This is a genomic window from Ignavibacteriales bacterium, from assembly GCA_026390815.1.
GTDB lineage: Bacteria > Bacteroidota > Ignavibacteria > Ignavibacteriales > SURF-24 > JAPLFH01.
This window is the reverse complement of sequence record JAPLFH010000015.1, coordinates 1-23,584: the sequence shown is the minus strand read 5'-3', so window position 1 is coordinate 23,584 and position 23,584 is coordinate 1. Positions and strand designations below refer to the sequence as shown.

At 32.1% G+C, this 23,584-nt stretch carries 20 protein-coding genes; 1 reads left to right on the top strand and 19 read right to left on the bottom strand.

Features of this window, described 5'->3' with window-relative positions:
* Nucleotides 1–59 precede the first annotated feature (59 nt).
* From NTX22_06255 to NTX22_06240, 4 genes are all read right to left on the bottom strand, one after another.
* The gene (locus tag NTX22_06255; GenBank protein ID MCX6150107.1) at nt 60–449 is read right to left on the bottom strand and encodes an endonuclease domain-containing protein; all 390 of its coding nucleotides are present in this window, start codon (nt 447–449) and stop codon (nt 60–62) included.
* Nucleotides 450–514: 65 nt separating this feature from the next.
* Entirely contained in the window at nt 515–676 is a 162-nt protein-coding gene (locus tag NTX22_06250; protein MCX6150106.1) for a hypothetical protein, read from the bottom strand.
* Between the two features lie 761 nt (nt 677–1,437).
* Nucleotides 1,438–1,935, bottom strand: coding sequence for a 5-(carboxyamino)imidazole ribonucleotide mutase (purE, locus tag NTX22_06245; protein ID MCX6150105.1), 498 nt, complete (start codon nt 1,933–1,935; stop codon nt 1,438–1,440).
* Nucleotides 1,936–2,276: 341 nt separating this feature from the next.
* Entirely contained in the window at nt 2,277–2,924 is a 648-nt protein-coding gene (locus tag NTX22_06240; protein MCX6150104.1) for a DUF2807 domain-containing protein, read from the bottom strand.
* Nucleotides 2,925–3,237: 313 nt separating this feature from the next.
* Here NTX22_06240 and NTX22_06235 point away from each other — a divergent pair, with 313 nt between their 5' ends.
* Nucleotides 3,238–7,110, top strand: coding sequence for an AAA family ATPase (locus tag NTX22_06235; protein ID MCX6150103.1), 3,873 nt, complete (start codon nt 3,238–3,240; stop codon nt 7,108–7,110).
* 15 nt (nt 7,111–7,125) lie between these two features.
* Here the strand turns inward: NTX22_06235 and NTX22_06230 are convergent, their stop codons facing one another.
* The 15 genes from NTX22_06230 to NTX22_06160 all read right to left on the bottom strand — a co-directional run bounded on the left by NTX22_06230 (nt 7,126) and on the right by NTX22_06160 (nt 22,821).
* On the bottom strand, nt 7,126–7,632 hold the full coding sequence (locus tag NTX22_06230; protein MCX6150102.1) for a hypothetical protein: 507 nt from the start codon (nt 7,630–7,632) through the stop codon (nt 7,126–7,128).
* Between the two features lie 52 nt (nt 7,633–7,684).
* Nucleotides 7,685–8,473, bottom strand: a complete 789-nt coding sequence (locus NTX22_06225; protein MCX6150101.1) for an SDR family NAD(P)-dependent oxidoreductase — start codon at nt 8,471–8,473, stop codon at nt 7,685–7,687.
* Nucleotides 8,474–8,490: 17 nt separating this feature from the next.
* Nucleotides 8,491–9,723 carry a PP2C family protein-serine/threonine phosphatase gene (locus tag NTX22_06220; GenBank protein MCX6150100.1) on the bottom strand — a complete coding sequence of 411 codons (1,233 nt, stop codon included), beginning with the start codon at nt 9,721–9,723 and terminating at the stop codon, nt 8,491–8,493.
* Nucleotides 9,724–9,818: 95 nt separating this feature from the next.
* Nucleotides 9,819–11,087, bottom strand: a complete 1,269-nt coding sequence (locus NTX22_06215; GenBank protein MCX6150099.1) for a M64 family metallo-endopeptidase — start codon at nt 11,085–11,087, stop codon at nt 9,819–9,821.
* A gap of 76 nt (nt 11,088–11,163) precedes the next feature.
* A complete protein-coding gene (gene pyrE / locus NTX22_06210) occupies nt 11,164–11,745 on the bottom strand; it encodes an orotate phosphoribosyltransferase (GenBank protein MCX6150098.1) in 582 nt (193 codons plus the stop codon).
* A gap of 141 nt (nt 11,746–11,886) precedes the next feature.
* Complete coding sequence (locus NTX22_06205; GenBank protein ID MCX6150097.1) at nt 11,887–13,683, bottom strand: hypothetical protein; 1,797 nt, start codon at nt 13,681–13,683, stop codon at nt 11,887–11,889.
* A gap of 485 nt (nt 13,684–14,168) precedes the next feature.
* Complete coding sequence (mazF, locus tag NTX22_06200) at nt 14,169–14,516, bottom strand: endoribonuclease MazF (GenBank protein ID MCX6150096.1); 348 nt, start codon at nt 14,514–14,516, stop codon at nt 14,169–14,171.
* Nucleotides 14,510–14,752, bottom strand: coding sequence for an AbrB/MazE/SpoVT family DNA-binding domain-containing protein (locus NTX22_06195; protein MCX6150095.1), 243 nt, complete (start codon nt 14,750–14,752; stop codon nt 14,510–14,512). The genes mazF and NTX22_06195 overlap by 7 nt, the downstream gene beginning before the upstream one ends.
* 342 nt (nt 14,753–15,094) lie before the next feature.
* The gene (locus NTX22_06190) at nt 15,095–15,268 is read right to left on the bottom strand and encodes a hypothetical protein (protein ID MCX6150094.1); all 174 of its coding nucleotides are present in this window, start codon (nt 15,266–15,268) and stop codon (nt 15,095–15,097) included.
* Between the two features lie 11 nt (nt 15,269–15,279).
* Nucleotides 15,280–16,524, bottom strand: coding sequence for a T9SS type A sorting domain-containing protein (locus tag NTX22_06185; protein ID MCX6150093.1), 1,245 nt, complete (start codon nt 16,522–16,524; stop codon nt 15,280–15,282).
* 416 nt (nt 16,525–16,940) lie between these two features.
* Nucleotides 16,941–18,074, bottom strand: coding sequence for a DNA-processing protein DprA (locus NTX22_06180; protein MCX6150092.1), 1,134 nt, complete (start codon nt 18,072–18,074; stop codon nt 16,941–16,943).
* Nucleotides 18,075–18,083: 9 nt separating this feature from the next.
* Nucleotides 18,084–20,120 carry a RecQ family ATP-dependent DNA helicase gene (locus tag NTX22_06175; GenBank protein ID MCX6150091.1) on the bottom strand — a complete coding sequence of 679 codons (2,037 nt, stop codon included), beginning with the start codon at nt 20,118–20,120 and terminating at the stop codon, nt 18,084–18,086.
* Nucleotides 20,121–20,334: 214 nt separating this feature from the next.
* Complete coding sequence (locus tag NTX22_06170; protein ID MCX6150090.1) at nt 20,335–21,030, bottom strand: hypothetical protein; 696 nt, start codon at nt 21,028–21,030, stop codon at nt 20,335–20,337.
* 248 nt (nt 21,031–21,278) lie between these two features.
* Nucleotides 21,279–21,932, bottom strand: coding sequence for a hypothetical protein (locus NTX22_06165; protein MCX6150089.1), 654 nt, complete (start codon nt 21,930–21,932; stop codon nt 21,279–21,281).
* A 166-nt stretch (nt 21,933–22,098) separates the two neighbouring features.
* Nucleotides 22,099–22,821: a hypothetical protein gene (locus NTX22_06160; protein ID MCX6150088.1), complete on the bottom strand. Its 723-nt coding sequence runs from the start codon at nt 22,819–22,821 to the stop codon at nt 22,099–22,101.
* Between the last annotated feature and the right edge of the window lie 763 nt (nt 22,822–23,584).

The following is a 23,584-nucleotide window of genomic DNA, read 5'->3' as shown; positions in this document are numbered from 1 at the left end:
TTTCCTCCCCTTTAGTCAAACCTGCCTGCAGTAGGCAAGGGGGAGGAGACAGGTGGGGTTCATTTATTTTTTTGTTTTTCTTTTTGTCTTTTTATTACTTCTTCTTCTATTTTCTTTAATACCTTATCTAAATTTCCTTTTACTTCATCATCCGTATATCTTAGGAATTTAATGTTATAATTTTCCAAATAACTTTGTCTTCTTCTGTCATACTCAATTGCTTCATTATTTTCAAAATGAGTCGGTCCGTCAATTTCTATTGCAAGGTGTAAATCAGGACAATAAAAATCAATCACATATTTATCTACGCTATACTCACGCAAAAACCTTTCGTCACATACTTGTCTTTTACGGATGTACACCCACAATAATTTTTCTCCATACGTTGAGTTATTTCTTAAACTCCTTCTCTTTTCTTTTTCTGTGCTTTTGTTGTAGTGTCTAGTCATATGTATCTACTAAAAATTAGCATTGTTGTCATTATATTTTATCGAACCCCTCCTTATCCTCCCCTTTAATTAAACCTGCCTGCAGTAGGCAGGGGGGAGGAAACAGGTAGGGTTTGTTTTTTCTTCTGTTTTCGCATTTTCTGCTTTGTAACTCCATTTTTCGTTGATGTAATTACGTTTTCCTTCAATGTAAATGTGCTTTTCGTCAATGTAACTGCTCTTTTCATCAGTGTAACTCTATTTTTCGTTTATGTAATTGTCAATTCGGCAAATGCAACCGCCAAATTCTACATCGTAACTCGGGTTTTCGTCGCTGTAATTCAATTTTTCCATACTGTCATTCGATTTTTCTTCAGTGTAAATTTCATTTTCTTTTATGTAAATCTCTTTTTCTCTTCTGTTAATATTATTTCTTGCATTGTCAATCTTCTTTTCATAATAGAAAATATTTATCCCTTTAAAGCAAATACTAATTCCCTCTCTGCTAAAATCAATTTCAGCAAAACGGGTATAGTTTACCTAAGAGTAAATTATATGTTCTTTTTTTTCACTGGATTTTCCCCCATCGGAAGATCAGGTGGTTTTTAAGTTAACTTTACTTTCATTACAGTTAACTATCAAGTAATAATTGTCAGTCATAAAGATCCCCTCTTTTAATTGAAAATAAATTCTTACAAATACTAAAAATCTATATTAAAAAATAACTGACTAATTGATATGAGATAAAGTTTAAATGAATAAATCTAAAACCCGACACAAATATCGTAAAAAAAAAATCACATTGTCAAGTGATTTTTGAAATATTTTTCATTCTTGTAATAACTTTCCTGTTTTGTAATCCCTGACCCATTTAATGCAGGATAACCTCCGGTAAGAAATTAATGGTATGAACCTAAATCCTCTTCCACAATATGTGTAAGAGAACCTTGTCTTCGGGATAAAGGTTATACCCCGCATTCTCTTCCGTCTAAACGAATGTGGAGACGGATTAAAGATTCTCCAGACTCTTATTCTTTGCTTTCGAATCCTCCGCTAATTTCTTTTTATAATCATTCAACTTTTCAGAAAGTGCGTTATCACCTATTGCAATAATTTGGGCTGCAAGTATACCTGCATTTTTTCCTCCACCAATTGCAACTGTAGCAACAGGAACACCTGTTGGCATTTGAACAATTGATAGCAAAGAATCTATACCATTTAATGATTTACTTTGAATTGGTACACCAATGATAGGTAAAGTTGTAAAAGCTGCTACAACACCAGGTAAATGTGCAGCACCGCCTGCGCCGGCAATTATCACTTTAATTCCTCTTTCTTTGGCTGATGTAGCATATTCTGCTAAGAGGTTCGGTGTTCTGTGGGCAGAAATAATTTTCACTTCATATGGAATTTCAAACTGTTTGCAAATTTCAGATGCTTCTTTCATTACTGGCAGGTCTGAATCGCTCCCCATTAAAATCCCAATAATTGGATTTTTAATTTCCATACTTTCTCCATTAAAATGAATTAAAACTTCTATGGCAATCTAAATCTAAATTGATATACAGTTCAAGCAAAATCGTAAATTTATTTCACAAAAATAATTAATAATTAGAATGGAAACTCATTAGAAAAGCAAAACGACTAATAAAATCAAATTAATTGAATGAGTCTGATCTATAAAGTTTATTCCGGTGAAAACCTGCTTGCAGCAGGCAAGCGGAAATCTAAAGAACCTAGAATTTTGAAAAGATTCCCACCCCCGCTTACCGCTGGCAGGTTCGTGGGAATGCCAATTTGAGTATATAGGCTTTTCAGATTGGACTTATGAATAAGAATTTTTAGTTATTACTTTTGATTTATAGAACCCAGCCCGGAAATACTTTTTTTAACATCTTGTGGATTACCATAATAATTAATATTACCGACCCCGGAAATTTCAGCACGTAATTCTTCAGAAGCATATACATCAGCACTGGATGCTCCGCTAATTTCAACGGTAACTTTTTTTGCTTTCAATTTATCGGCTTTAATATTGGCAGCTCCGGAAAGATTAATATTTAAATACTCAGTTTTACCTTCCAATTTAGTTGTACCGGCACCGCTTACTTCAACTTCCAGTTCATCATTATTAATATTTTGAACTATTATTCTATTAGCACCGGAACTATTTAATGAAGAGATATTATCAGTAGTAATTTCAAACCTAATTTTTTTTCTTGGCGAAATATTTTTTTTATTCCAGATGTGTAATGTTCCATTTTCAATATTTGTTTTGATAAGAGGAAGAATGTTATCATCACCAATAATTTTAAGACCTGGTTTTTCACCGCATTGAATATGAATATCATAAAAACCGCTTACTTCTATCCCATCAAACGATTCCACATCTCTGTATTCATCTTTTATTATACCACTTCCATGCACACCAATTCCATTGCATCCTACAAAGTAAAGTAATGTAGTAATTCCAAATATTGCTTTCAAAATTTTCATAATAACTCCTAATAAACCAATCTTTGAAAAATTAGACGACTTTATTACGATAAAAGTTCATCTTTGCAAATCTTCTCTTAAAAGTAGTTAAAAACATTAACTTGGATTTTTCTATTTAATAGAAGAATTTCTCCAATTACACAGCCCGCTATTTTAATTAATAGGACAGATCCAAATAATATATTAGAAATATCTTTTTACATAAGCCAAAATAATTTATTTTTAGAAAGTGCTTTATTTCCTGATACTTATTTCAAAAAATATATTAAGGAAATAAAATTCTTTTCGATAATAAATAAAACTTGGGTTTATATTGAGTCCGGAAGAAATCACATCATTATTGGCAGAAGCTTTTGAACATCTTTGGCATGGAAGATTTAGACTGGCATTAATAGCCTCTCAAAAAGTTTACGACGCAAAACCGGATGATTATAACGCGGCATTATGTCTCGCCTGGTCTTTATTAGAAAATGGTGATCCCGTAAAAGCTCTTGAATTAGCGAATCTTGCTGTTGAACAAAGCGGTAATGCTATTCAACCTCGCCTATACCGCGGTTTTTTCTTAAGCCGAATGAGCATTTTTGAAGGCGCACTTTCTGATCTGAATTCTGCACTTGAACAAGAACAATCATTAATAACCTGGACTTATTTAAATAAAGCAAGAAGTCTTGCTGGACTCGGAAGATTTTTTGAAGCACTCGAAGAAATTGATAAAGCTATTTCTGCAGATCCAGAAAAAAATGCAAATTTAAATAATCTTAAGAAGTGGTATAAGATTGCCGGTGGTTTTGATAAAGATCTAGTAAATGGCAAATCCAATAAGCCAGTAAATCTGCTGGATGAAGCTGAAGAAGCACTAAAACAAAAAGAATTTTGGTTTACTTTGTTAGCTACGCGAAAAATTCTGGATAATCCAAAACAAAAAAAAGAACACAAAAAAGCTTTGCTGCTTGAACTAGAAGCAATGTTTTTGATGTATCAATACCGCCCTGCATTAGAAAAAGCTAATGGACTTAAGGAGATGTTTAGTGGAAATAATAAATTCGAAAATATATATAATTCATTAGTAAAGCTTGAATTGAAGGAGACCCAGGAAGAATCTATTTCTGAAAAAATTATTAATATAGAAAAGAGAATTGATTTTGTAAGCATTCCGAATAGCTTTGCATTTTTTACGGATACAAAAGTATTTAGCTTGCCGGAGATTGATGAAACTAACCGAAAGTATTTAATTCAATTTGATGAAAAGAAAACTTCCTTTGTTGCTGCAGAAATAATTTTTAAAAATCCGTTTTTTAAAAAGAAGGACCAAAATGTTTCGCCAGGTATTGTGTGGTTCTTAAATAATAAAGAGGTAGGTAAAAATAATTTTAATTTAAGAATTGATAAGAACTGGCAGTTGGTAACTGCTACACAAAGCTGGGGAACAGATTTTCCGGGCTTTTGGAAAAGAGGTCAGGGTAAATTAGAATTATATATCGATAACGAAAAAGTACTGGAAAAATATTTCCTGGTTGGTGATTCTGAAATTATTTATACAACTGAAGCTGAGAATATATTAATACAAGAAGAAAAATCTAACAATACAATCATTCATCAAATTGAAGAAACAAAAACAGAATCTTTTCAGCAACCAGTGGATGAAACATTACAAGCATTACTTATCAATTTAAATAGCTTTGTTGGTTTAGATAATGTTAAGCAAACAGTAAAAAACTTTATCAGTTACCTTGAATTTTTAAAAGAAAGGAAAAAATCCGGTTTACGATCTGAATCCGGACAATCATTCCATTGCGTATTTCAGGGTAATCCTGGAACTGGAAAAACAACTATTGCACGAATGCTTGGCAGAATTTTAAAGGCGATGGGTCTTTTAGAAAAAGGTCATGTTATAGAAGTTGATCGGAGCGGTCTTGTTGGTCAGTATATCGGCGAAACTGCTATCAAAACAAACAAAGTAATTGATGAATCGATTGGTGGAGTATTGTTTATTGATGAAGCTTATACGCTTTCAAAAAAATCAGGTGCGCAGGATTTTGGACAAGAAGCAATTGAAACTCTGTTAAAAAGAATGGAAGATAAAGGTAATGAGTTTGCTGTAATTGTAGCCGGTTATCCGGATGAAATGACAACATTTCTCGAATCAACACCTGGATTAAAATCACGCTTCAATCATATTTTTACTTTTGATGATTATAATCCTGATGAACTGCTGGAAATTTTCAAACTCGTTATTAAAAAAGAAGATTATAAAATTGATGAATTGGCTTCTGATCTTGTTAAAAAGGAATTTACAAAACTCTACCGGCGGAAAGATAAAACATTTAGTAATGCACGCATTGCAAAAATGATGTTTGATAAAGCGAAAATGCATCTTAGCAAACGATTTTTAAACACGCATCCGGATAAAAGAACAAAAGAAAATCTAACAACAATACTTTTTGAAGATATTGAAGCAGCAATTTTGTCCGAAGACAAAAAAGATTTTGCTCCTCCAATTGATGAAGAAAATCTTTCCAAAGCCTTGCAAAAATTAAATGCAATGGTTGGAATGGAAAATATCAAAAAGGAAATTGATGAGTTAGTAAAGATTGCAAAGTATTATTCTCAGCAAGGAGAAGATCTTCGAAATAAATTTTCTTCTCACATCGTTTTTCTTGGCAATCCAGGAACAGGTAAAACTACTGTAGCACGTATCTTTAGCGAAATATATTCTGCAATTGGAATTCTTTCTAAAGGTCATTTAGTGGAAGCAGACCGACAGGGATTGGTTGCAAGTTATGTTGGTCAAACTGCAAAACAAACAACTGAATTGATCAATAAAGCAATTGGTGGAACACTATTTATAGATGAAACTTATTCTCTGGCAAAAAAAGATGAGGGAAAAGGTGATTTTGGACAGGAAGCTATCGATACGCTTCTTAAGCGAATGGAGGATGACAGAGGAAAATTTCTTGTTATCGCTGCTGGCTATACTGATGAAATGAAATCATTTTTAGAAAGTAATCCAGGCTTGCAATCAAGGTTTAATAAAACTTTTTTCTTCGAAGATTATTCCCCGGATGAATTGTTGAAGATTACAGAAAATGAATTAGCAGCAAAGGGGTTAAAACTGAATGAAGAATGTTTTGAACCACTTAAAAAATATTATAACGAGCTATATCGTAATCGCGACAAAACTTTTGGCAATGCTCGACTTGTTAGAAACATGACAGAAACTGTAATTAGAAATCAACTTTTACGAATTGTTGCAGAAGCCGGTACAGAAAATCAAACTGCGGAATCGACGGAAATTATTATTAAAGATATTGAAGATATTATTTCATTTAAAAAAGAAAAGAAATTTGTTAAAGTTGAAGGTGATTCGAAATTGCTCGACTTGCACTTAATTGAACTTCAGGAACTTACTGGACTTGAAACGGTAAAGAAATCTGTTGAGAAATTAATTAATAGCTTAAAGGTAACTCAGCTTAGGCAGCAACGCGGATTGTCGATCATTGAAAAAAATCTTCATTCAGTTTTTACAGGAAATCCCGGGACGGGTAAAACAACAGTTGCCAGACTTCTTAGCAAAATTTATAAAGAGATGGGCTTGCTGGAAAAAGGTCATTTAGTTGAAGTAAAACGATCTGATCTTGTTGCTGGTTACCAGGGGCAGACTGCAATAAAAACTGAAAAAATTATTAAGCAAGCTCTTGGTGGCACTCTGTTTATTGATGAAGCATATACTCTTTCGCGTGGATCATCCGATTTCGGTCAGGAAGCTATCGATACATTGATAAAAGAGATGGAAGATAACCGCGATAAGTTTTTAGTTATCGTTGCTGGATATCCTGACGAGATGAATATATTTCTAAATTCTAACCCCGGTTTGCAATCCCGTTTTTCTAATTATTTTAAATTTGAGGATTACACTTCGAGGCAGCTTTTGGAAATAGCCGCAGCCATCGCTTTGAACAATGGTTACCGTCTTGATGAAGGAGCTTTACAATTTCTATTAGAAATTTTCTCCAATCTCTACTTAAAACGAAACAAAACTTTTGGAAATGCACGCACGGCAAGAAATATTCTTTACGAAGCTATCAGCAACCAGGAGGAAAGAATTTCACAAATCTATGATTGTAGTGATGAAGACTTAACAACCATCCTTCTGGAAGATGTTGAAAAGATTACTAAGTTTGAATAAAGTGATTATATTAAATCATTTTTTTAATGGTTCCGAAAAAGTTAAAATATATCCATTGTTGTCTTTGATAGTAAATTCTTTTGTACCGTATAAAGTTTGGTGCAGTTCTTTTATAATAATTGATTTAGAAATTGCTTTTTCATACACCATCAATATTTCATTTACCTCAAAATATAAATTAAATGTACCGCCTGCTTGCTTATCTCCAAATTCATTTAACTCATCAACAAAGCTCTCCTTTTTCTGAAGCATCAGCTCAATATTTCCTTTTGCCAGAATAACAAATTGAATATTTAGTGAATCAGGGTAATAAAGAACGGGTTCTAAACCAATTATATTTTTGTAAAATTGGACGGAGGAATCGATATTGTTAACCATCAAATTGGGAGTAAGCTTTTTCAAATTAATTTTTTCTAATGTACTCTTATTCTTTATCCTTTTGTTTAGTCCTTGATCGGAATGACGAATGCATCCGGTAAAACCGATAAACAAAATGAAAATAATTATTATGGATTTTCTCATCTTTCACTTTCCTATAATTTTATATTACAATAAACAGAGAAGAATCTATTTTTCAATTAATAGAATTTCTTCTTTTTGCAATTGCCCCAGCCAAACTTACTGCAGTTTTTATTGGCAGAATCTTCACGATCCCAGCCAATACTTTATTCCTTTTTCCATTTACAACAGACGATTTTTTCCCAAGTGCTTTCATTGCTGTCTTAACAACATCTGAAGGTTCAGCAATAAAAATATTTCCTGTACCTTTTGTCATCCTTTCAAACTCTGTATTTGTACTTCCTGGCGATAAAGCTAAAACATCAATATTATATTTTTTTAATTCATACCAAAGCGCGTTTGCAACAAAAATATTGAATGTTTTGGTTGCAGAATATGTTGTTAAATATGGTGTTGGTACCATACCAACAAGTGAACCTAAAAATATTAGTGCACCTTTCTTTTGCAAAATCATTTTCTCAACTAAAAGATGAGTAAGCAATACTGGAGCAATACAATTTAATTTTATCAAATCAATTTCTTTTTTGCAATCTATATTTTGGAATTGACCGATAGAACCAACACCAGCATTATTAATTAAAAGACCAACTTCCCTATCCCCGATTTCTTCCATTATAGCTGGGAATGATTCTTCCTTTGTTAAGTCAGCTTTTATTGGAATTACTTCAATTTCATTTTCAGAAGATAATTTTTCAGCAATCTTATTTAGTTTATCTATACGACGGGCAATAATAAATAAATTAATTTTTTCTTTAGCAAGATACTTTGCAAACTCTTCACCAATTCCGGAAGAAGCACCGGTAATTACAGCCCACTTTCCATATTTTTCCCGGAGATTCTTCATTGAAATTATTTTTTTAATTATGAAGTTCTTTTTACAATCACTAAAGTTCTATCATCCGAATAAATCCCATCCTTTGAAAAGTGAATAACATCATCAAGAATTTTATAAGCTATTTCTTTTGGATTTAGCTGTCTAACCTCCTTAACTATTTTCTCAAGCCGATGTTCTTCATAATAATCTTCCGCACCATTTGATGCTTCTGTAATTCCATCAGTATAAATTACTAACAAATCATTAACCTGAAAATTTAAACTGTCTGTGTCATATTTAGCTTTTGGTGAAGGACCAAGCAATGGACCGGTAGACATTAAGTAAGTCACTTCTCCTGTTTTAGCCCGTACAAATATCGGTGGATTATGTCCTGCACTCGAGTAAAGGAATAAACTATTTTTATCTGTTGAAATTTCTCCGTAAAACAATGATGCAAATTTTTCTTCGCTGAATATTTTATGGACAAGCTCGTTCATTCGTTTCATTAATAAAGATATTTTTATTTGAAACGTACAAGCCATTCTGATAGCACCCGAAATGTACATTGCTTCCGCTGCGGCACTAAGTCCTTTACTTGCTGCATCACCAACAACAATCCCAAGGCGTTCTTCATCATCTCCTATTTTGATGTAATCAAAAAAATCTCCGCCGACTATTTCTGCGGGAATCGTTAACCCAAACATTTCATAATTATTAAATTTGTATTCATGTTCAGGTAAAATACTTTTCTGCAATTGCTTTGCCTTGTCGATATCAGCTTTTAAATGCTGTTCACTTTCTGTAATTCTTTTTTGTTTCAATTGTGAAGTTAAAACTGTTGCCACAATATTTAGCGTATAACGTAATTCGTCATCTATGTTATCACTATTCAAAGCAAAAAGATATTCGTAATAAGCTTTACCATTTAACTTACGCTTTGAGCCAACACCGGATGCAGAATATTTAAATATTCCCTTCTGCCGTAATATTGCGCTGGTTTCATCGGCTAAAATGGTTCTTTCATTTGCAATTAAATCAAAAAGAGGATAATCTTTAATGTAGATTACAAAATCTGTTTTTATCTTTTCAACTGATCCTGTTTGATAAATTAACTTGTAAGATTGGTTAGTAATATCAAGCTGCCATATTCTTCCACCAGTAATTCCAACTTCATCGGTATGTAAAATCAAGTTTAAGATGGAAATTAGCATTTCCTCTTCAGAAGCATATTTATTTGATGCAACTGCTTCAATAGTTCTGTAAAGTCGTTTGTGCTTCATTTATTATTAATCAATTTATCTTTGTTTAATTTGTCCAAATATTTTTTCGTCTTCCGTTAAATAGCAAACATTACACGTTACGGTGTTAAAAAATACTACTCAGAATAAAAGTCTATCATTTCAAGAATTGCTTTTTTGCAAACAGGGCAAAAATTATTTATTGAAATTGATTTCATTGTGCAATCGAACTTTGGTCTGAAAACACCTTTGGCAACATAACCTCCACCTTCAAATAATCCAACAACATCCTTGTACTTTTCTTCATTTGGAGTTGGTATTGGAGTATCCGTTTCTATCATATTTGCCCACTTCAATTTAAAATTGACACGAGTAGTAATATTAGCTTCCCAGGGTTCTATATCAAGCGGATAAAAGTTTTCATATGCTACATCTGATGTATAATATTCATCGGCAAGCCCAACAAATCCATGTCCAAATTCGTGAGTAAAGATATATTCGCTGTATTTGCTATCGCTAACGCAAACTGAATAATGATTATAGATAGATCCTCCACCATATTTGTTTGTATTAACTAAAATATAAATTTGATCATACGGTGCATTAGCTGCAACATCTCTTACACTTTTATTATCTGAAGTCATACAATATCTATCTAAATCAAACGAGTAAAAAGTTGTATTAAGAATTGTTCTCTTCCAAATATTATTTTTGGGAATGTCAGTTCCGGAATCCTCAGAAGCTGCTTCAATTCCCCAAAGATTAAATTTATCCTTGTTTTCCTTATAAGGAGAAGCATTAAATAAATAAATGGCAAACCTTGTACAATCAGCTTTAAACTTTGGCAATTGTTCTTTTGTATATCCATCTGGAATAATAACAATATCAACTTTCTTATCCGGATCGCCTGAATGCACAATTTCAAATTTATCAAACTTCATTCTACTTTCAGGATTTATAAAATAATTTTTGGGATTTATAAAATATTCAAATTTTTTCTGGAAAATGTTTTTTCCCTCGCGTGAATAAAACTCAACTTTAACATTTGATTTTGGATATGGTATTACCACAGTTTCACTAAAAGATTTTGTTGTATGTTTTGCTTCTTCTGTAGTCTGCCATTCGCTGAATAAAGTGGAATAGCAATGAGAGTAGATTAGATCATTTGATGTAGAATCAAGTACCATTACTTTATACTTTCCAAATTCAAATTTGTCAATCAAATTTACTTTGGAGCCACCCCAGAATTGTTCACCTCGTAATTCATCAATTGAATAAAGTTCTGAATCTTTAGTTCCGGTATGGTAATAATCAATTCGGAGCGTTTTGGATTCAAAATACTTTTCAAAATTTACCTGAGCGAATAACGAAGTAGAAATTGTTATAATCAAACATATCACTTTCATTTTTACCTTCCCTTAGGTTGAATTGCTTTATTGTTAAATTGTTTTTAGCAATTTAACAATGCATCAATTTAACAATTTATTTTATTTTTCTGGAACCAGGTTTTACAACAGGTATTCCTTCTTTACATAGTGGGCATTCTTCCGCAGAATAAGAAACTACATCCAGCTTAAGTGCACTTACTTGCGGAAATCCAAACTGGACTTTTCCGTTACTGCGATCAACAATAAATCCAACTCCAACTACCTGACCACCAGCTTTTTTTACAATTTCTATTGTTTCAAAAACGGAACCGCCTGTAGTTACTACATCTTCGCACACTAATATTTTTTCGCCAGGTTTAATTTCAAATCCTCTTCTTAACGATAATTTCTTCTCTTCCCTCTCTGCAAAAATTGATCGCTTACCTAATTGACGAGCTACTTCCTGTCCAACAATTATCCCACCCATTGCAGGTGATATTACTGTTTCAATATCAAATGTTTTAAAGTAATCTGCTATTTTTTTGCAAACTTGCTCTGTATAATCTGGATACTGTAAAACCTTTGCACATTGGAAATATTGATTGCTGTGTCTTCCAGAAGTTAAAAGGAAGTGTCCGTTTAGTAATGCTTCGGTTTTAAGGAAGATATCCATTATTTCGTTTTGGTTAGGAGACATTTACATTCCTTTATAAGTTAAATTACGGATATAAAAATAAAGATAGCATTTAAGTGTTGCAAGAAGTTTGAGGAAATAACTCAGACTGAATGTTAATTAATCAGTCAAGAACAGAAGATTCGGTAACACTGAAAACATTTTTTACTGATGTGGCGTTACAATTTCTGATAGCGGTCTTCGCCAGATTCCCATACGGAAAGTCCCAGCATATAAATATTTATTATCAGAACCTAGTGCATACACGAATACAGATGGTAATCCATTATTAACATCATTCCAGTTTGTTCCATAATCACTTGTAACAAATATTCCTCCGGCAGTTCCCACAAACAAACTCGTACCTTTTGCATATATACACCATACTCCTTTATTTGTTAAACCGTTATTAACAGCGTTCCAGTCTTCACCATTATTTGTTGAAAGATAAACACCCTCACCAGGTATTCCTGCAAATATCTTTTTTTCAATCACTGCAAAACCATAAATAGTTTTTTTCGTTAGTACATTAACTTTTCTCCAACTTTTATTTCTTTCCATTATATAAATACCATCTGAAGTTCCAGCAATAAGGTTAGAACCACTTACTAATAATGCCTTTATATGTATTGCACTTCCTTCTAATCCATTATTTAATTCTATCCAACTTTCTCCATTATTTGTTGAATAGTAGACACCAGAATCGTTAGTACCTGCAAAAACACATTCATCTTTTAGAGCTAACGATTCAATATGAACACCGTTCAATCCTTTGTTAGCTTCCTGCCAACTTGCACCTTTATTTTTAGAACGAAATACCCCTCCAAGATATGTACCTGCGAAAATGACTGTATCCTTTACAGTTAGACATAAAATATATAATCGTTTTAATCCTTCATTTGATTGTGTCCAAGTAAATCCATTATTATTTGAAATAAGTATTCCTTCATCCCATGTTCCAACAATTATTTTTGTATCAACTAAAGCAAATCCACTACCGTATGAATCCGTAAATCCAACAGATGACCAACTTTTGCCATCATCAGGTGAGCTATAAAGTCCGCTATCTAAACCACAAAGCATAGTTGAATCCATTTTAGCAAATGAATATGCAGAAGACATATGATGAACACACCCTCCTTTATATAAAATGTTAATTTCTTTCCAACTGAATCCGTTATCGGTGGAACGATAAAGGCCAAACGTATATGTACACGCATAAATTATATTCCCGAAAACACATAAACTATTAATTTTTAAGTGTTCTAAACCAATTGGAGCCCATATATTTCCATTGTTTGAATATTTATATATCCCATCATTAGTTCCAGCAAATATGCATCTGTTGTTCACAACTAAGGAATTAACATTTTTATTTTTCAATCCAGAGTTGAAAAAATTCCATTTTATTCCATTATCTGTAGAAACCAATACTCCTTCTCCTCTTGTTCCAGCAAAAATATTTGAATCACTCTTAGTAAGTGTCATAATATAGGCTGAATCAGTTAATTCCGATTTTACTTTTTTCCAACTCTTACCATAGTCAACTGATAAAAAGAATCCTTCTCCCTTCGTTCCTGCATAGATATTTAAACCATTAAGAATCAAGCTACTTACAGCTTTATTGTTTAAGGAGAAACATTCTGGATTCCAGCTTGCACCTTTGTTAATCGAAATAAAGCATCCCTTATCTGTTCCAGCAAGGACAGTATTGCCGTAGACAAGAAATGAAAAGATATTTGTAGTAGGCATTCCCTCATTAACTTTTTTCCAATCAATACCATAATTGGAAGAGATGTAAATATTTCCTTTATCGGTACCAGATAAAAAATAAGTATCATCTATAATGATAAAAGAACAGACCGATCCTATTAGTCCACTTGGTTGAATCCATTGAGCGTTAGAGTTTTGAATAAGTATTGGACTTGAAATGATTAATAAAACTAAACTAATGAATTTCATTTTTTCTCCCGTTTTCGACCGTAGACTAAAATGTTTTAGTATATTATCAACATTGTCTTATCTCTGTTGGAATTGATAATCCTGGATTCTAAATTAAATATCACAACTATAGCTAGCAAGAAAATAGTTAAGTAAAAAGTAATAGGGTATCTTTCTCGGCTGTCAAGGACCACGAGCCTGTCCGAGAACTAGTATTGCAAGAATAAAAATCCAATAAGAGGGGGTTATAAATTATTTAAATGCAATATTGTGAAAATTAATTTAACAAATCTAAGTTCTCGGACAGACTCCCACACCTTGACAGGAATAACTATATTATCAGCCATACTACATCGGTTCAGAAAATAACATTAAGTAAAAATTATTACAGAAAAGGTTTTTCTGTGCTAACAAAACCATAGCAAAATAACAATTCTGTAAAGGAAAGGTCCTTTACAACCAAAGCAATCATTTACTTTAATCGGAATAACTGGTTAGCTATGGCATTATTTGGTTAACAAAGCATTTATTTTATTTAATGTTTCTGTTAATAGCGATTTTGGCAATTTGCAGATGTATTCAGCTTCTCTGGTTTTCCAATCAAGGTTTTTGATCTGATCAGATAATATTACACCAGCAATTTCTAAATCATCTGGAAGCTTTACTTCAAAGGGATATCCTTTTACTTGACTTGTTATTGGACAAAATAGTGCAAGCTCGGTTTTACTATTGTATACCAATGGAGAAATTACCAAAGCTGGTCTTCTTCCTGATTGTTCGTGGCCAGATTGTGGACTAAATGTTAACCAAACAATATCTCCACATTCAGGAACATACTTTTTTGCTTTTACCAATGTTCTGCTCCAACTTTTTTCCCAAAGTCAATTTCTCTATGAAGATTCGATTTTTTAATTCCAGAAACTAATTCTTCCAAGCTATATTTTTTTTCTTCTATTGGCTCAACAATAATTTTATCATTGTCCAGTGTTAAATTTACATATTCATCTTGTCGAATTCTTGATTGGAAAGCAAAAGCCTTCGGAATTCTTAGAGCTAAACTATTGCCCCATTTTTGAATTTTGATACGCATATTTTAACCTTTCCTTTGTTTCTACAAGAAAGATACATAAGTCAAACAATCTTTACAATAAACAAAATAATAAGAGAACAATACTTTTATGAAAAACGATTTAAGTACCCAACGGCGAGGCAACTAAGCCGCCATCCAACACAGCAATGCAGTTTTAAAACCAATGCCAATAATTTATTAATTACTTCGTTTACTTAACTACATTTAAAGAGCAACTTTATCTTTTTTTTATTTTTTTTCTCGGCTGTCAAGGTCCACGAGTCTGTCCGAGAACTTAGATTTGTTAAATTAATTTTCACAATATTGCATTTAAATAATTTATAACCCCCTCTTATTGGATTTTTATTCTTGCAATACTAGTTCTCGGACAGGCTCCCACACCTTGACAGGAATAACTATATTAGCAACTATATTATATTTGTTTGGAAAAAATATTAAATAAAAATTATCGTATAAAAGTTTTTCCTGTGTTAACAAAACCATAGCAAAATAATGAGAGGGGGTAAAGTTTTTCATATTGTCTCCTTTCATCTAAGCAAAATCATCTTCTTTGTTTCAATAAAACTTCCTGCATTAAGTTTATATAAATAGACGCCACTTGAGAGAATAGCAGCATCAAATGAAACTTGATAAGTCCCGGCAGGCTTTTCTTCATTAACTAAATTAGCAACCTCTCTTCCAAGAACATCATAAACTTTTATGTTTACGAATAAAAATTTTGGAACCTGAAATTGAATAGTCGTAGTTGGATTAAATGGATTTGGATAATTTTGTTCAAGTGTATAGTTGGAAGGTAAATTATTTTTTTCATTCCCGATTGCAGTAATAATTTCGGTTAAAGACCGGCACCAAACTCCATTTCCACCTGTTCCAACAAATATAACTGTATCAACAATAACTAATGTATTTATGTATTCATCGGGAAGGCCATAATTTACTAAAAACCAGTTATCACCATTATCAGTCGATAGATATATCTCCTTATGATTCGCCAGAAATATATTATTACCAAACATTTCAAATATTGGTGAGGCAAACTCAACAGATTTGATTCCTTCACTTACCTGCACCCATTGTTCTCCATCATTTATAGAACGAAACAATCCTTTATCAATATCCCACTCCTGTGAAATAAATATGCTATTTCCACAAAGTGACATTGAACCGACCTTCCAAATAAAAGGAGGATAAATGTAATAGGAATTCAAGCCATTTATTATTTGTTTCCAATTCAAGCCATTATCAGTTGTTACAAAAATCCCATCGTAAATATCAGATACAAATCTTTTAGTTCCTTTAAATAATATTGAATAATTTTGTTGACCTGGAGTAGTAATATTCTCCCAATTTGTGCCGTTATTAGTTGAAAGAAAAATGGCGCCACCAGTCCCAACTGCATATAAATTATTTCCATCTACATGTAAAGAGCGGAAATAGGTTTCTTCTAATCCATTATTTAATGAATTCCAATTGGAACCATTATTAGATGAAATAAAGATTCCACTACCTTCGGAAGCTACAAAGATATTATCACCAATAATTGCAAATGCTCTAATCTTACTTCCTGTTAATCCGATATTTATTTGTGTCCAGTTTTCACCCATATCAGATGAACGAAAAACTCCATTCCCATTAGTACCTGCAAAAATATAATTCCCATTTGTTATTAAAGTAGTAATAACTTCTTGGGTTATACTATTTTTTTGTACCCATTGCGCATGAATATTAATATTCAGGAAAACTATTACAAAAAAGAATAAATATATTTTCATTTTATCCTCTAATTAATTTATAACGACGATATTTTAAGCCGCCATCAATAACAACAATGTAGCCTTGAAAATAAATGCCAATAATTTTTAACACATTTATATTAAATCCCTAGATTTTAAACACAAGAGATATCAATTATTCGATCCTTTTGCTCCTGTATCTCGTAAGCAAAACAAAAAGCGCCTGTCCGCCTTGGCGGGAGAGGAACAAACGAAGTCCCACAACGGATAACTCCGTTATTTCCGGGATCTTTCATTTGTCCTCTCTTTAAGTAGGCAAGTGATAAAATATTATCATTATGGCAAAGAACATTTTTGTTCTTGTTGGGATAACCCTATCTCAACCTTATCATTTTTTATTTCTTATTTCTTCTCTCATTCATTGACTTCGATCGGAATAACTGGTTAGCCACCTTTTAGTTAAATAAAGATAATTCTTCAGATTGTTTCATAGTAAACTTTAACGGTTTTTTGTTTATAGTCTGAACCTTCGTATGAGATTTTAGAAATGAGGTTAATTTTCTAGAGTCCCAATCAAGATTTAATATTTTTATAATCTCTTTTGAAGTATACGCTCCTTTATTGAGTAATTCAGAAATTATCGTTTCAAAGGACTCGATCTTTGGTTCTGATATAACTTGAATTGTTGTTTCAAATTGCTCGTACTTTGTTTGTTCAACAATATTACCAAGCAAATCAACGGACAATGCTCCTTTTTCAATAAGTAGATTATTTGCATTCTTCTCATCAATTTCTGGTTTTCGTACATATATCTTTCTTCCTTTACGCAATCCATCCATTACACCAGACCAAGTTCCTCCTTGTTCGCTTGATTCCGCGACATATATTTCCTCAGCTAGACCATATATTATTGGATTTCTAGCCATTGCTAATTTAACATTCCAGGGAGCTTTCGGGAAAAAAGTACTAAGCACTAAAACATTCCCATCAATAATTTGTTTGTAATATTTTTTAAAACCCGAATCGAAAGTCATAATTCCTTGAGGTAAAACTATTATGCTTTGACCATTATATTTGATTGCAGAGTCTAAAGCTTGCTTGTCAATACCTTTTGCGAAACCACTTACAACAACTTTAAAATTTTTGCTTGCATCTAGAGCAATGTTGTCTGTAAACTTTAAGGCTATTTCAGAAGCATCCCTTGAACCAACAATAGCTATTGATTTTTCTTTTAAGATTTGTTTATTACCTTTTGTATATATGACGAGGGGCGAGTAAGCACGCTTTAAATTATTTTTAAGTATAGATGAATATATTTCTGATGTAATTGGGGTAATTTCATATCCTTGCTCAAGTAAATCTTCAACAATGAAAGCATAATTGGCCAAATCGTTTTTAGATTCTTCTAATAAGGTTACCTCATTATCATTTAGAAGATAATTAGTTTTTAGAGTAATTTTATCCAACTGAAATATATCTATAATAGAAAGACCTTCTTGGAATGTTTTTACTATTAATTCATTTTTTATTTTGTTGCTCAATTTTGGTAGATGCGCTAAAGCCATCCAATATGCATATTCTTGTTTCATAATTAATTCCTAAATATCTCCGCCAACAGTTCTTGCAATTACTATTGGTGCTATTGTATTTGCCCCATAACTTGTTAATAAATTTCCAATTTCTTTAATGGTAGCACCGCTATCAAAAATATCATCAAATATTAAAACAGACTTATTTCTCATTTCTGATGGATTTTCATATCTAAATGCATCTTTTACGTTGTCCTTCTTCAAAAAACTATTTTGAAAAACTTTTTGAGATTTTGTAACCGAAATCTTTTTCAATTTATGCGAAATCGGAATTTTTAAAACAATAGAAAGTTTCTCAGCAAAATTTTTAACTAAATCCCCTGACTCAGTAGGTGGTACATAACAAATGTAGTCAAATTTTTGTTGAACATATTTATTTCTAAATGCTTTTAATGTTAATTTTAGTAAGAAATCCGGGAAGTCACCACCATTTTCATATTTACACCTATGTATAGCTGCCCCAACACTTGAAACACCATAGTATGACGATGCTACACCGTTCACAATATTTGAATCTCTAGATTCAACAATCAATTCCGGAAAATACGTTTCTCTAAATTCCAATAGTTTTTCTGACATTTCCTTGTTCAGCTCAAAAATAATTTTTTTGTGATTAGTATTGTCGCAATTTGAGAAGCTTTTATTGTTTAAATCACCTAAATACTCACATAGAAATTGCATCCTTGATTGCTTAGTGAATATGTACTCAATCATAGAATCTAATTCTTTGAGCTTCATTTCTCTTAATTCTTGGAATGCCTTTGTATCTAATCTAGGAGCGTTAAACTGATATTCGTATTTTTTAGAACGTCCATATACTACTTCTTTAACAATCCCTTGTTCAATTAAATCTGCTTTAATTACTCTTATCTGAGTCTGTTTCATATTTGTTACTTTGATAAGTTCTCTTTCTCCAAGCGGTTGAGTTTTTAAAGCTTCAATTACACTTTGATATTTTTGAATAGACGGTCTTCCTCCTTCGATGAAAGCCAATGGAAGTTGTGCATCTTCATAAATATTATTTTCAACTAGTGTTGAGTTAAAAAATAAAATTATATATGTGGGTTTTCCATCCCGCCCAGCTCTCCCGACTTCTTGATAATAGTGTATTGGTGAAGCAGTAATTTGAGTATGAATTATAAACCTTATATCAGGCTTATCAATACCCATTCCAAGAGCATTAGTAGAGATAATACATTTCCATTTATTCGACATCAACCCTTTTTCAATTTCTTTTCTTGAATCACCGTCTAAACCCGCATTATACTCAACTGAGCTAACCTTTATGAAATTTAGCCATCTTGAATAAATTTCGGTATTAACTCTAGTCCCAGTATAGATTATTCCACTTCCTTGAAGCTTGTTAATATTATTGCCTAGCCAGACAAGTTTATCATCCTCTGATTTAACATCTATTACAAAGAGATGTAAGTTTTCCCTCATTAAATTACCTCGAATTGTAACAATATCTCCAGAGATTTGTTTTTCAATATCTTTTTCGACTCTTTTAGTTGCTGTCGCTGTAGTGGCTAAAATAGGAAGGTTCTTTGGTAACAATTGAACTAAATTTATAATTCTTCTAAATGCGGGTCGGAAGTCGTGCCCCCAAACTGATATGGTATGAGCTTCATCAATAACAATCATTGATAAATTCATTTTCCGCGTAGCGTCTATCCATTCTTGATTTTCTTGTCTTTCTGGTGCTATGTATAAAATTTTTATTTTCCCTTGAATAGCTTCTTGAATAGTGGATGAATTTTCTTCTTTAGTTTGTTCAGAATTTATAAATTTTGCCACGATTCCTTTTTCATTTAAACTTCTTACTTGGTCTCGCATTAATGCAATTAAAGGTGAAAAGATTACAGTAATCCCACTAAACTGCGTTGCTGGAAACTGAAAACAAAGTGATTTACCATAGCCAGTTTTCTCAATAAGGAGTACTCTTTTACCTTCAAATAATAATTTGATAGTATCCCATTGTTCATCATAAAATTTTTCAAAACCAAAAATTGCTTTTAATTTTTTCTCAGCTTCAGTAAGATTCATAATTTATCCATATTTACTAGGATGGCTAACGGCGTAGCTTTCCACCCGTCCGCCCAGAATAGCAATGACGAACTGAAAAACTACTGCCAAATATTTTTAACAATTTTATTTAATAGAACAAACTTACTTGCAATATTTACATTTTTCACTAAACCCGGAATTTTGAACAATGCCGTATTGAAAATGCGGTCGTGTGGAAAAGCTGGTTAGGCATCTATTTAATATTTATTCTTTTATTAAAATATTCATCTATAAATTTATCCCATTCTTTATCGTTAACGTTATCTAATTTATCAAGCATTTCAATAAAAAATTTTTCATAATCACGGGGTTTTAGGACAGTTAACATCCGACCTGTTACATCAAAATATTCCTTCCCTAAATTTGTTTCATAAAAATTAAAATCTTCTTCGTTTATAAAACCGATTACCTGAAGTTGTCTTTTATCTCTTTTTAATTCACTTTTAGCTAATTCTTCCCAACCATCTTTAAATGAAATATTTTTTATTTCTTTTTCCTTTTCTTCAATTAAATTCGATAAAATATTTTTAACATTCGTTACTTTTTTATTTTCACTATTAGAGTAAAAATAATTTTGTTTTATATTAATATTATCATCAGCTACATTTAAAGCATATTTAAAAGCATTTAACATCATTGTATGCCCAATATTAAATTCATTTTCATTATCTGCATCTTCAATAATTTTTGTTGCCCTATTAAACTCAACTATTGTTTTATGTCTTTCACCATATAATTTTTCTAAAAAATCGCGTGCTTTACCTTGCCATTGCATAAACTTTGCTGCCTTAATTAAATTTTCAGTATTATATTCACCACTAACATCCTTAAATGTAAAATATTTACCTTCTGATACTAATTCTTGAGATTTACTAAGAACTTGTTTCATAATTTTTCCTTATTATTTTGGTTATTGTATTATTATAATATACTAAAGCTATATGCCTATCGTTGCTACTAACCGGCAGCTCAAAACAAGAATGCCGAATAGTTGCAACTACTTTTATTTATAAAAATGTTTCTATGAACAAAGTAACTTAAGAAGCAACTTAGTTTTGTAAACACAACTTTATAATTACATAAATGCCACACTCAAAACGCTGTCCGTGTTGAGCTGCTGGTTAGCTTTCCATCATCTTATAATTCAAGTTTCTGTTTAGAACGCAACATATTCAAATAAATTATAGCCGGTATTAATTTTTTGTAATTTGGACCAGTCAGTTTCCAAATAGCAAATAGTCCGGCTCCAATCCAACCGGCAGGACCGATTATTACTGAAATAGCAGATGACATTGTTGTATAAATTGTAAATGGTAATGCAATACCAATTGCACCGGATAATGCACCAAGGGAAGTGGATGCTAATAAATATACGCCAAAGCCAGATAGCTGTGCAGCTGATAACGCACCTAACATACTAACACTTCCAACCATTGAACCAGATTTATCAAATTTCTTTGCAACTTCTTGCATTTTTTTATCTAACTCTTCTCGTTGTTCATTTGTCATCTTTTTCCACATAGTCTGAAATACTTTCTGGGAAATTTTTGTTTCTATTGTTTCAACTCCATCTTTTTCCTCATATTTTACTTTTAATTTTTTAGCAACTTGTTTTGCAATATCCACATATGTTGGCATTTTTCTTAAAAACATTCCAAATATTGAACGACTATTCCACCATAACATAGCCATTACCACTTCTGGCTTTGAATCTTTTGTCCCTAATATTTCAGCCAAACCTTTTAATTCCTTTTCATTTGATGATTCCAGAACCGATTTTAAAGACTGCATAATGAATTCCTTATATTGATGAATATTAGAAAGCTAACATATTGATTAGACGCCAACTGGCGCCAAAATTTGTTTTCTATTATTACAAAAAAGTTTTTCAATGACAACTTAATGACCACCTACCTGTCCGCCTTGACGGAACGACCATTTAATTAACTTCCAACTTCTATATTCCGTTATTACCAGTCCCGCTTCCATCACCAACAACAGGAACGACAGGCTCCTCTTTTTTTCTGTGCCTTACACCCAGGTTTTTAATACCTAGTGGGGTTATGTATTGGTTATAAAAATCGGAATTTTCATCTTTGAACGATTCAATCAATCCATCAATTTCCTCCTTAAGCAGCAGGCTTGCCTGCTCAAAAAGTACATTAAGGGATTTTCTTGCTCCACCCCGCTCGCTATACCCGGTTCCCTGCTCACCGATAGTTAATTCAAACCGTTTAATTTTAGCATCAAGTAAATCAATATCTACTTGCTTAATGCCGTACTTTTCAAGCTTCGCAATGTGTTCAACAGCTTTCTTACGGATCGATTCTGCCTTATCAATTAATTCCCTGTCGCGCAGTTTTTTAATTTCATAATCCTTAAAAGCTATTAGCGCTTTAAGGTCCTCAACTGCATTCCTGCGGGCATAGACAAAAAACTTACGACTGAAAAGGATAACGTAATCTTCAAGATCCTCTTCCGCGGCAGTTTTTTCATCTGTCTTTCCGTTGGCGGCGTTTATAAGCATTTGGTTGGTTGTTTTAATATCGGCTATGAGCTGGTTTAACTCAGCTTCACTCTCAGCAAACTGCTGGATACCAGAAGTGATTCCCTGATTTTCTTTTAATAAACCGGAAACATTTTCGAACATACGAAGCGAGTTTTCTTCACTATTTTTCATTGCTACCCCTTAATTTGTTATGATAAATAGAATGCCATTTGGATTATTTACGTTAAAAAGCTCTGTTTTGTTGTAAAAATCGCATTTTTATAATAAAAAACTCGTTATTTCTTGTTTTAATCTCTCCATTTCCAGTTTTAAACTGTTCATTTCTAAATTCAATCTGATCATTTCCAATTTCTAACTATCCATTTCTAATTTCTAATTACTCATTTCCAATTTCCAATTACTCATTTCCAATTTCAAACTGCTCATTTCTTTATTACAATTCTCATCTTGTAGAATGAACTATATATTTCTAATTTTCAACTGTGCATTTCTAAAATTGAATTTAACATTTCCAATTCAAAACTTATCATTTCCAAATTTGCACTCATCATTTCTAACTTTAATCTTATCGTTTCTAAAATCGATTTTTACATTGTTTAAAACGAACCATCCATTTCTTAATAAGAAAAAGCTTTTAAAATTAATTCAGTAAGTAATCTCACACATACTTTTATTTTAATAACCCCGCCATTCATGACGGGGTTTAAACACACCCAAATAACTCAGGCTTTAGCCATAAAACAAACTTATTTACATGGCTAAAGCCGCATTTGTTCGGGTGAACCGTCCACGTCCTAAAGAGGCTGTGTGAAAATTATTAGTCAAGTTATACAAAATTAATATGAAAGCTCAAAATAAATTAATAATTTTACGGGAAAAGTTTTGGTCATAAAATGAAATACATACAATCGGCTGATAGATATCAATACCAACT

Excerpts from the sequence above, each read along its gene's own strand:
- NTX22_06190 (MCX6150094.1), bottom strand. The coding sequence starts at position 15,268 with ATGAAAAACTTTACCCCCTCTCATTATTTTGCTATGGTTTTGTTAACA.
- pyrE (MCX6150098.1), bottom strand. The coding sequence starts at position 11,745 with ATGTCTCCTAACCAAAACGAAATAATGGATATCTTCCTTAAAACCGAA.
- NTX22_06175 (MCX6150091.1), bottom strand. The coding sequence starts at position 20,120 with ATGAATCTTACTGAAGCTGAGAAAAAATTAAAAGCAATTTTTGGTTTT.
- NTX22_06185 (MCX6150093.1), bottom strand. The coding sequence starts at position 16,524 with ATGAAAATATATTTATTCTTTTTTGTAATAGTTTTCCTGAATATTAAT.
- NTX22_06220 (MCX6150100.1), bottom strand. The coding sequence starts at position 9,723 with ATGAAGCACAAACGACTTTACAGAACTATTGAAGCAGTTGCATCAAAT.
- NTX22_06250 (MCX6150106.1), bottom strand. The coding sequence starts at position 676 with ATGAAAAGAGCAGTTACATTGACGAAAAGCACATTTACATTGAAGGAA.
- NTX22_06160 (MCX6150088.1), bottom strand. The coding sequence starts at position 22,821 with ATGAAAAATAGTGAAGAAAACTCGCTTCGTATGTTCGAAAATGTTTCC.
- NTX22_06180 (MCX6150092.1), bottom strand. The coding sequence starts at position 18,074 with ATGAAACAAGAATATGCATATTGGATGGCTTTAGCGCATCTACCAAAA.
- NTX22_06165 (MCX6150089.1), bottom strand. The coding sequence starts at position 21,932 with ATGCAGTCTTTAAAATCGGTTCTGGAATCATCAAATGAAAAGGAATTA.
- NTX22_06255 (MCX6150107.1), bottom strand. The coding sequence starts at position 449 with ATGACTAGACACTACAACAAAAGCACAGAAAAAGAAAAGAGAAGGAGT.
- NTX22_06225 (MCX6150101.1), bottom strand. The coding sequence starts at position 8,473 with ATGAAGAATCTCCGGGAAAAATATGGAAAGTGGGCTGTAATTACCGGT.
- NTX22_06170 (MCX6150090.1), bottom strand. The coding sequence starts at position 21,030 with ATGAAACAAGTTCTTAGTAAATCTCAAGAATTAGTATCAGAAGGTAAA.
- NTX22_06230 (MCX6150102.1), bottom strand. The coding sequence starts at position 7,632 with ATGAGAAAATCCATAATAATTATTTTCATTTTGTTTATCGGTTTTACC.
- NTX22_06205 (MCX6150097.1), bottom strand. The coding sequence starts at position 13,683 with ATGAAATTCATTAGTTTAGTTTTATTAATCATTTCAAGTCCAATACTT.
- NTX22_06195 (MCX6150095.1), bottom strand. The coding sequence starts at position 14,752 with ATGCGTATCAAAATTCAAAAATGGGGCAATAGTTTAGCTCTAAGAATT.
- NTX22_06240 (MCX6150104.1), bottom strand. The coding sequence starts at position 2,924 with ATGAAAATTTTGAAAGCAATATTTGGAATTACTACATTACTTTACTTT.
- NTX22_06215 (MCX6150099.1), bottom strand. The coding sequence starts at position 11,087 with ATGAAAGTGATATGTTTGATTATAACAATTTCTACTTCGTTATTCGCT.
- purE (MCX6150105.1), bottom strand. The coding sequence starts at position 1,935 with ATGGAAATTAAAAATCCAATTATTGGGATTTTAATGGGGAGCGATTCA.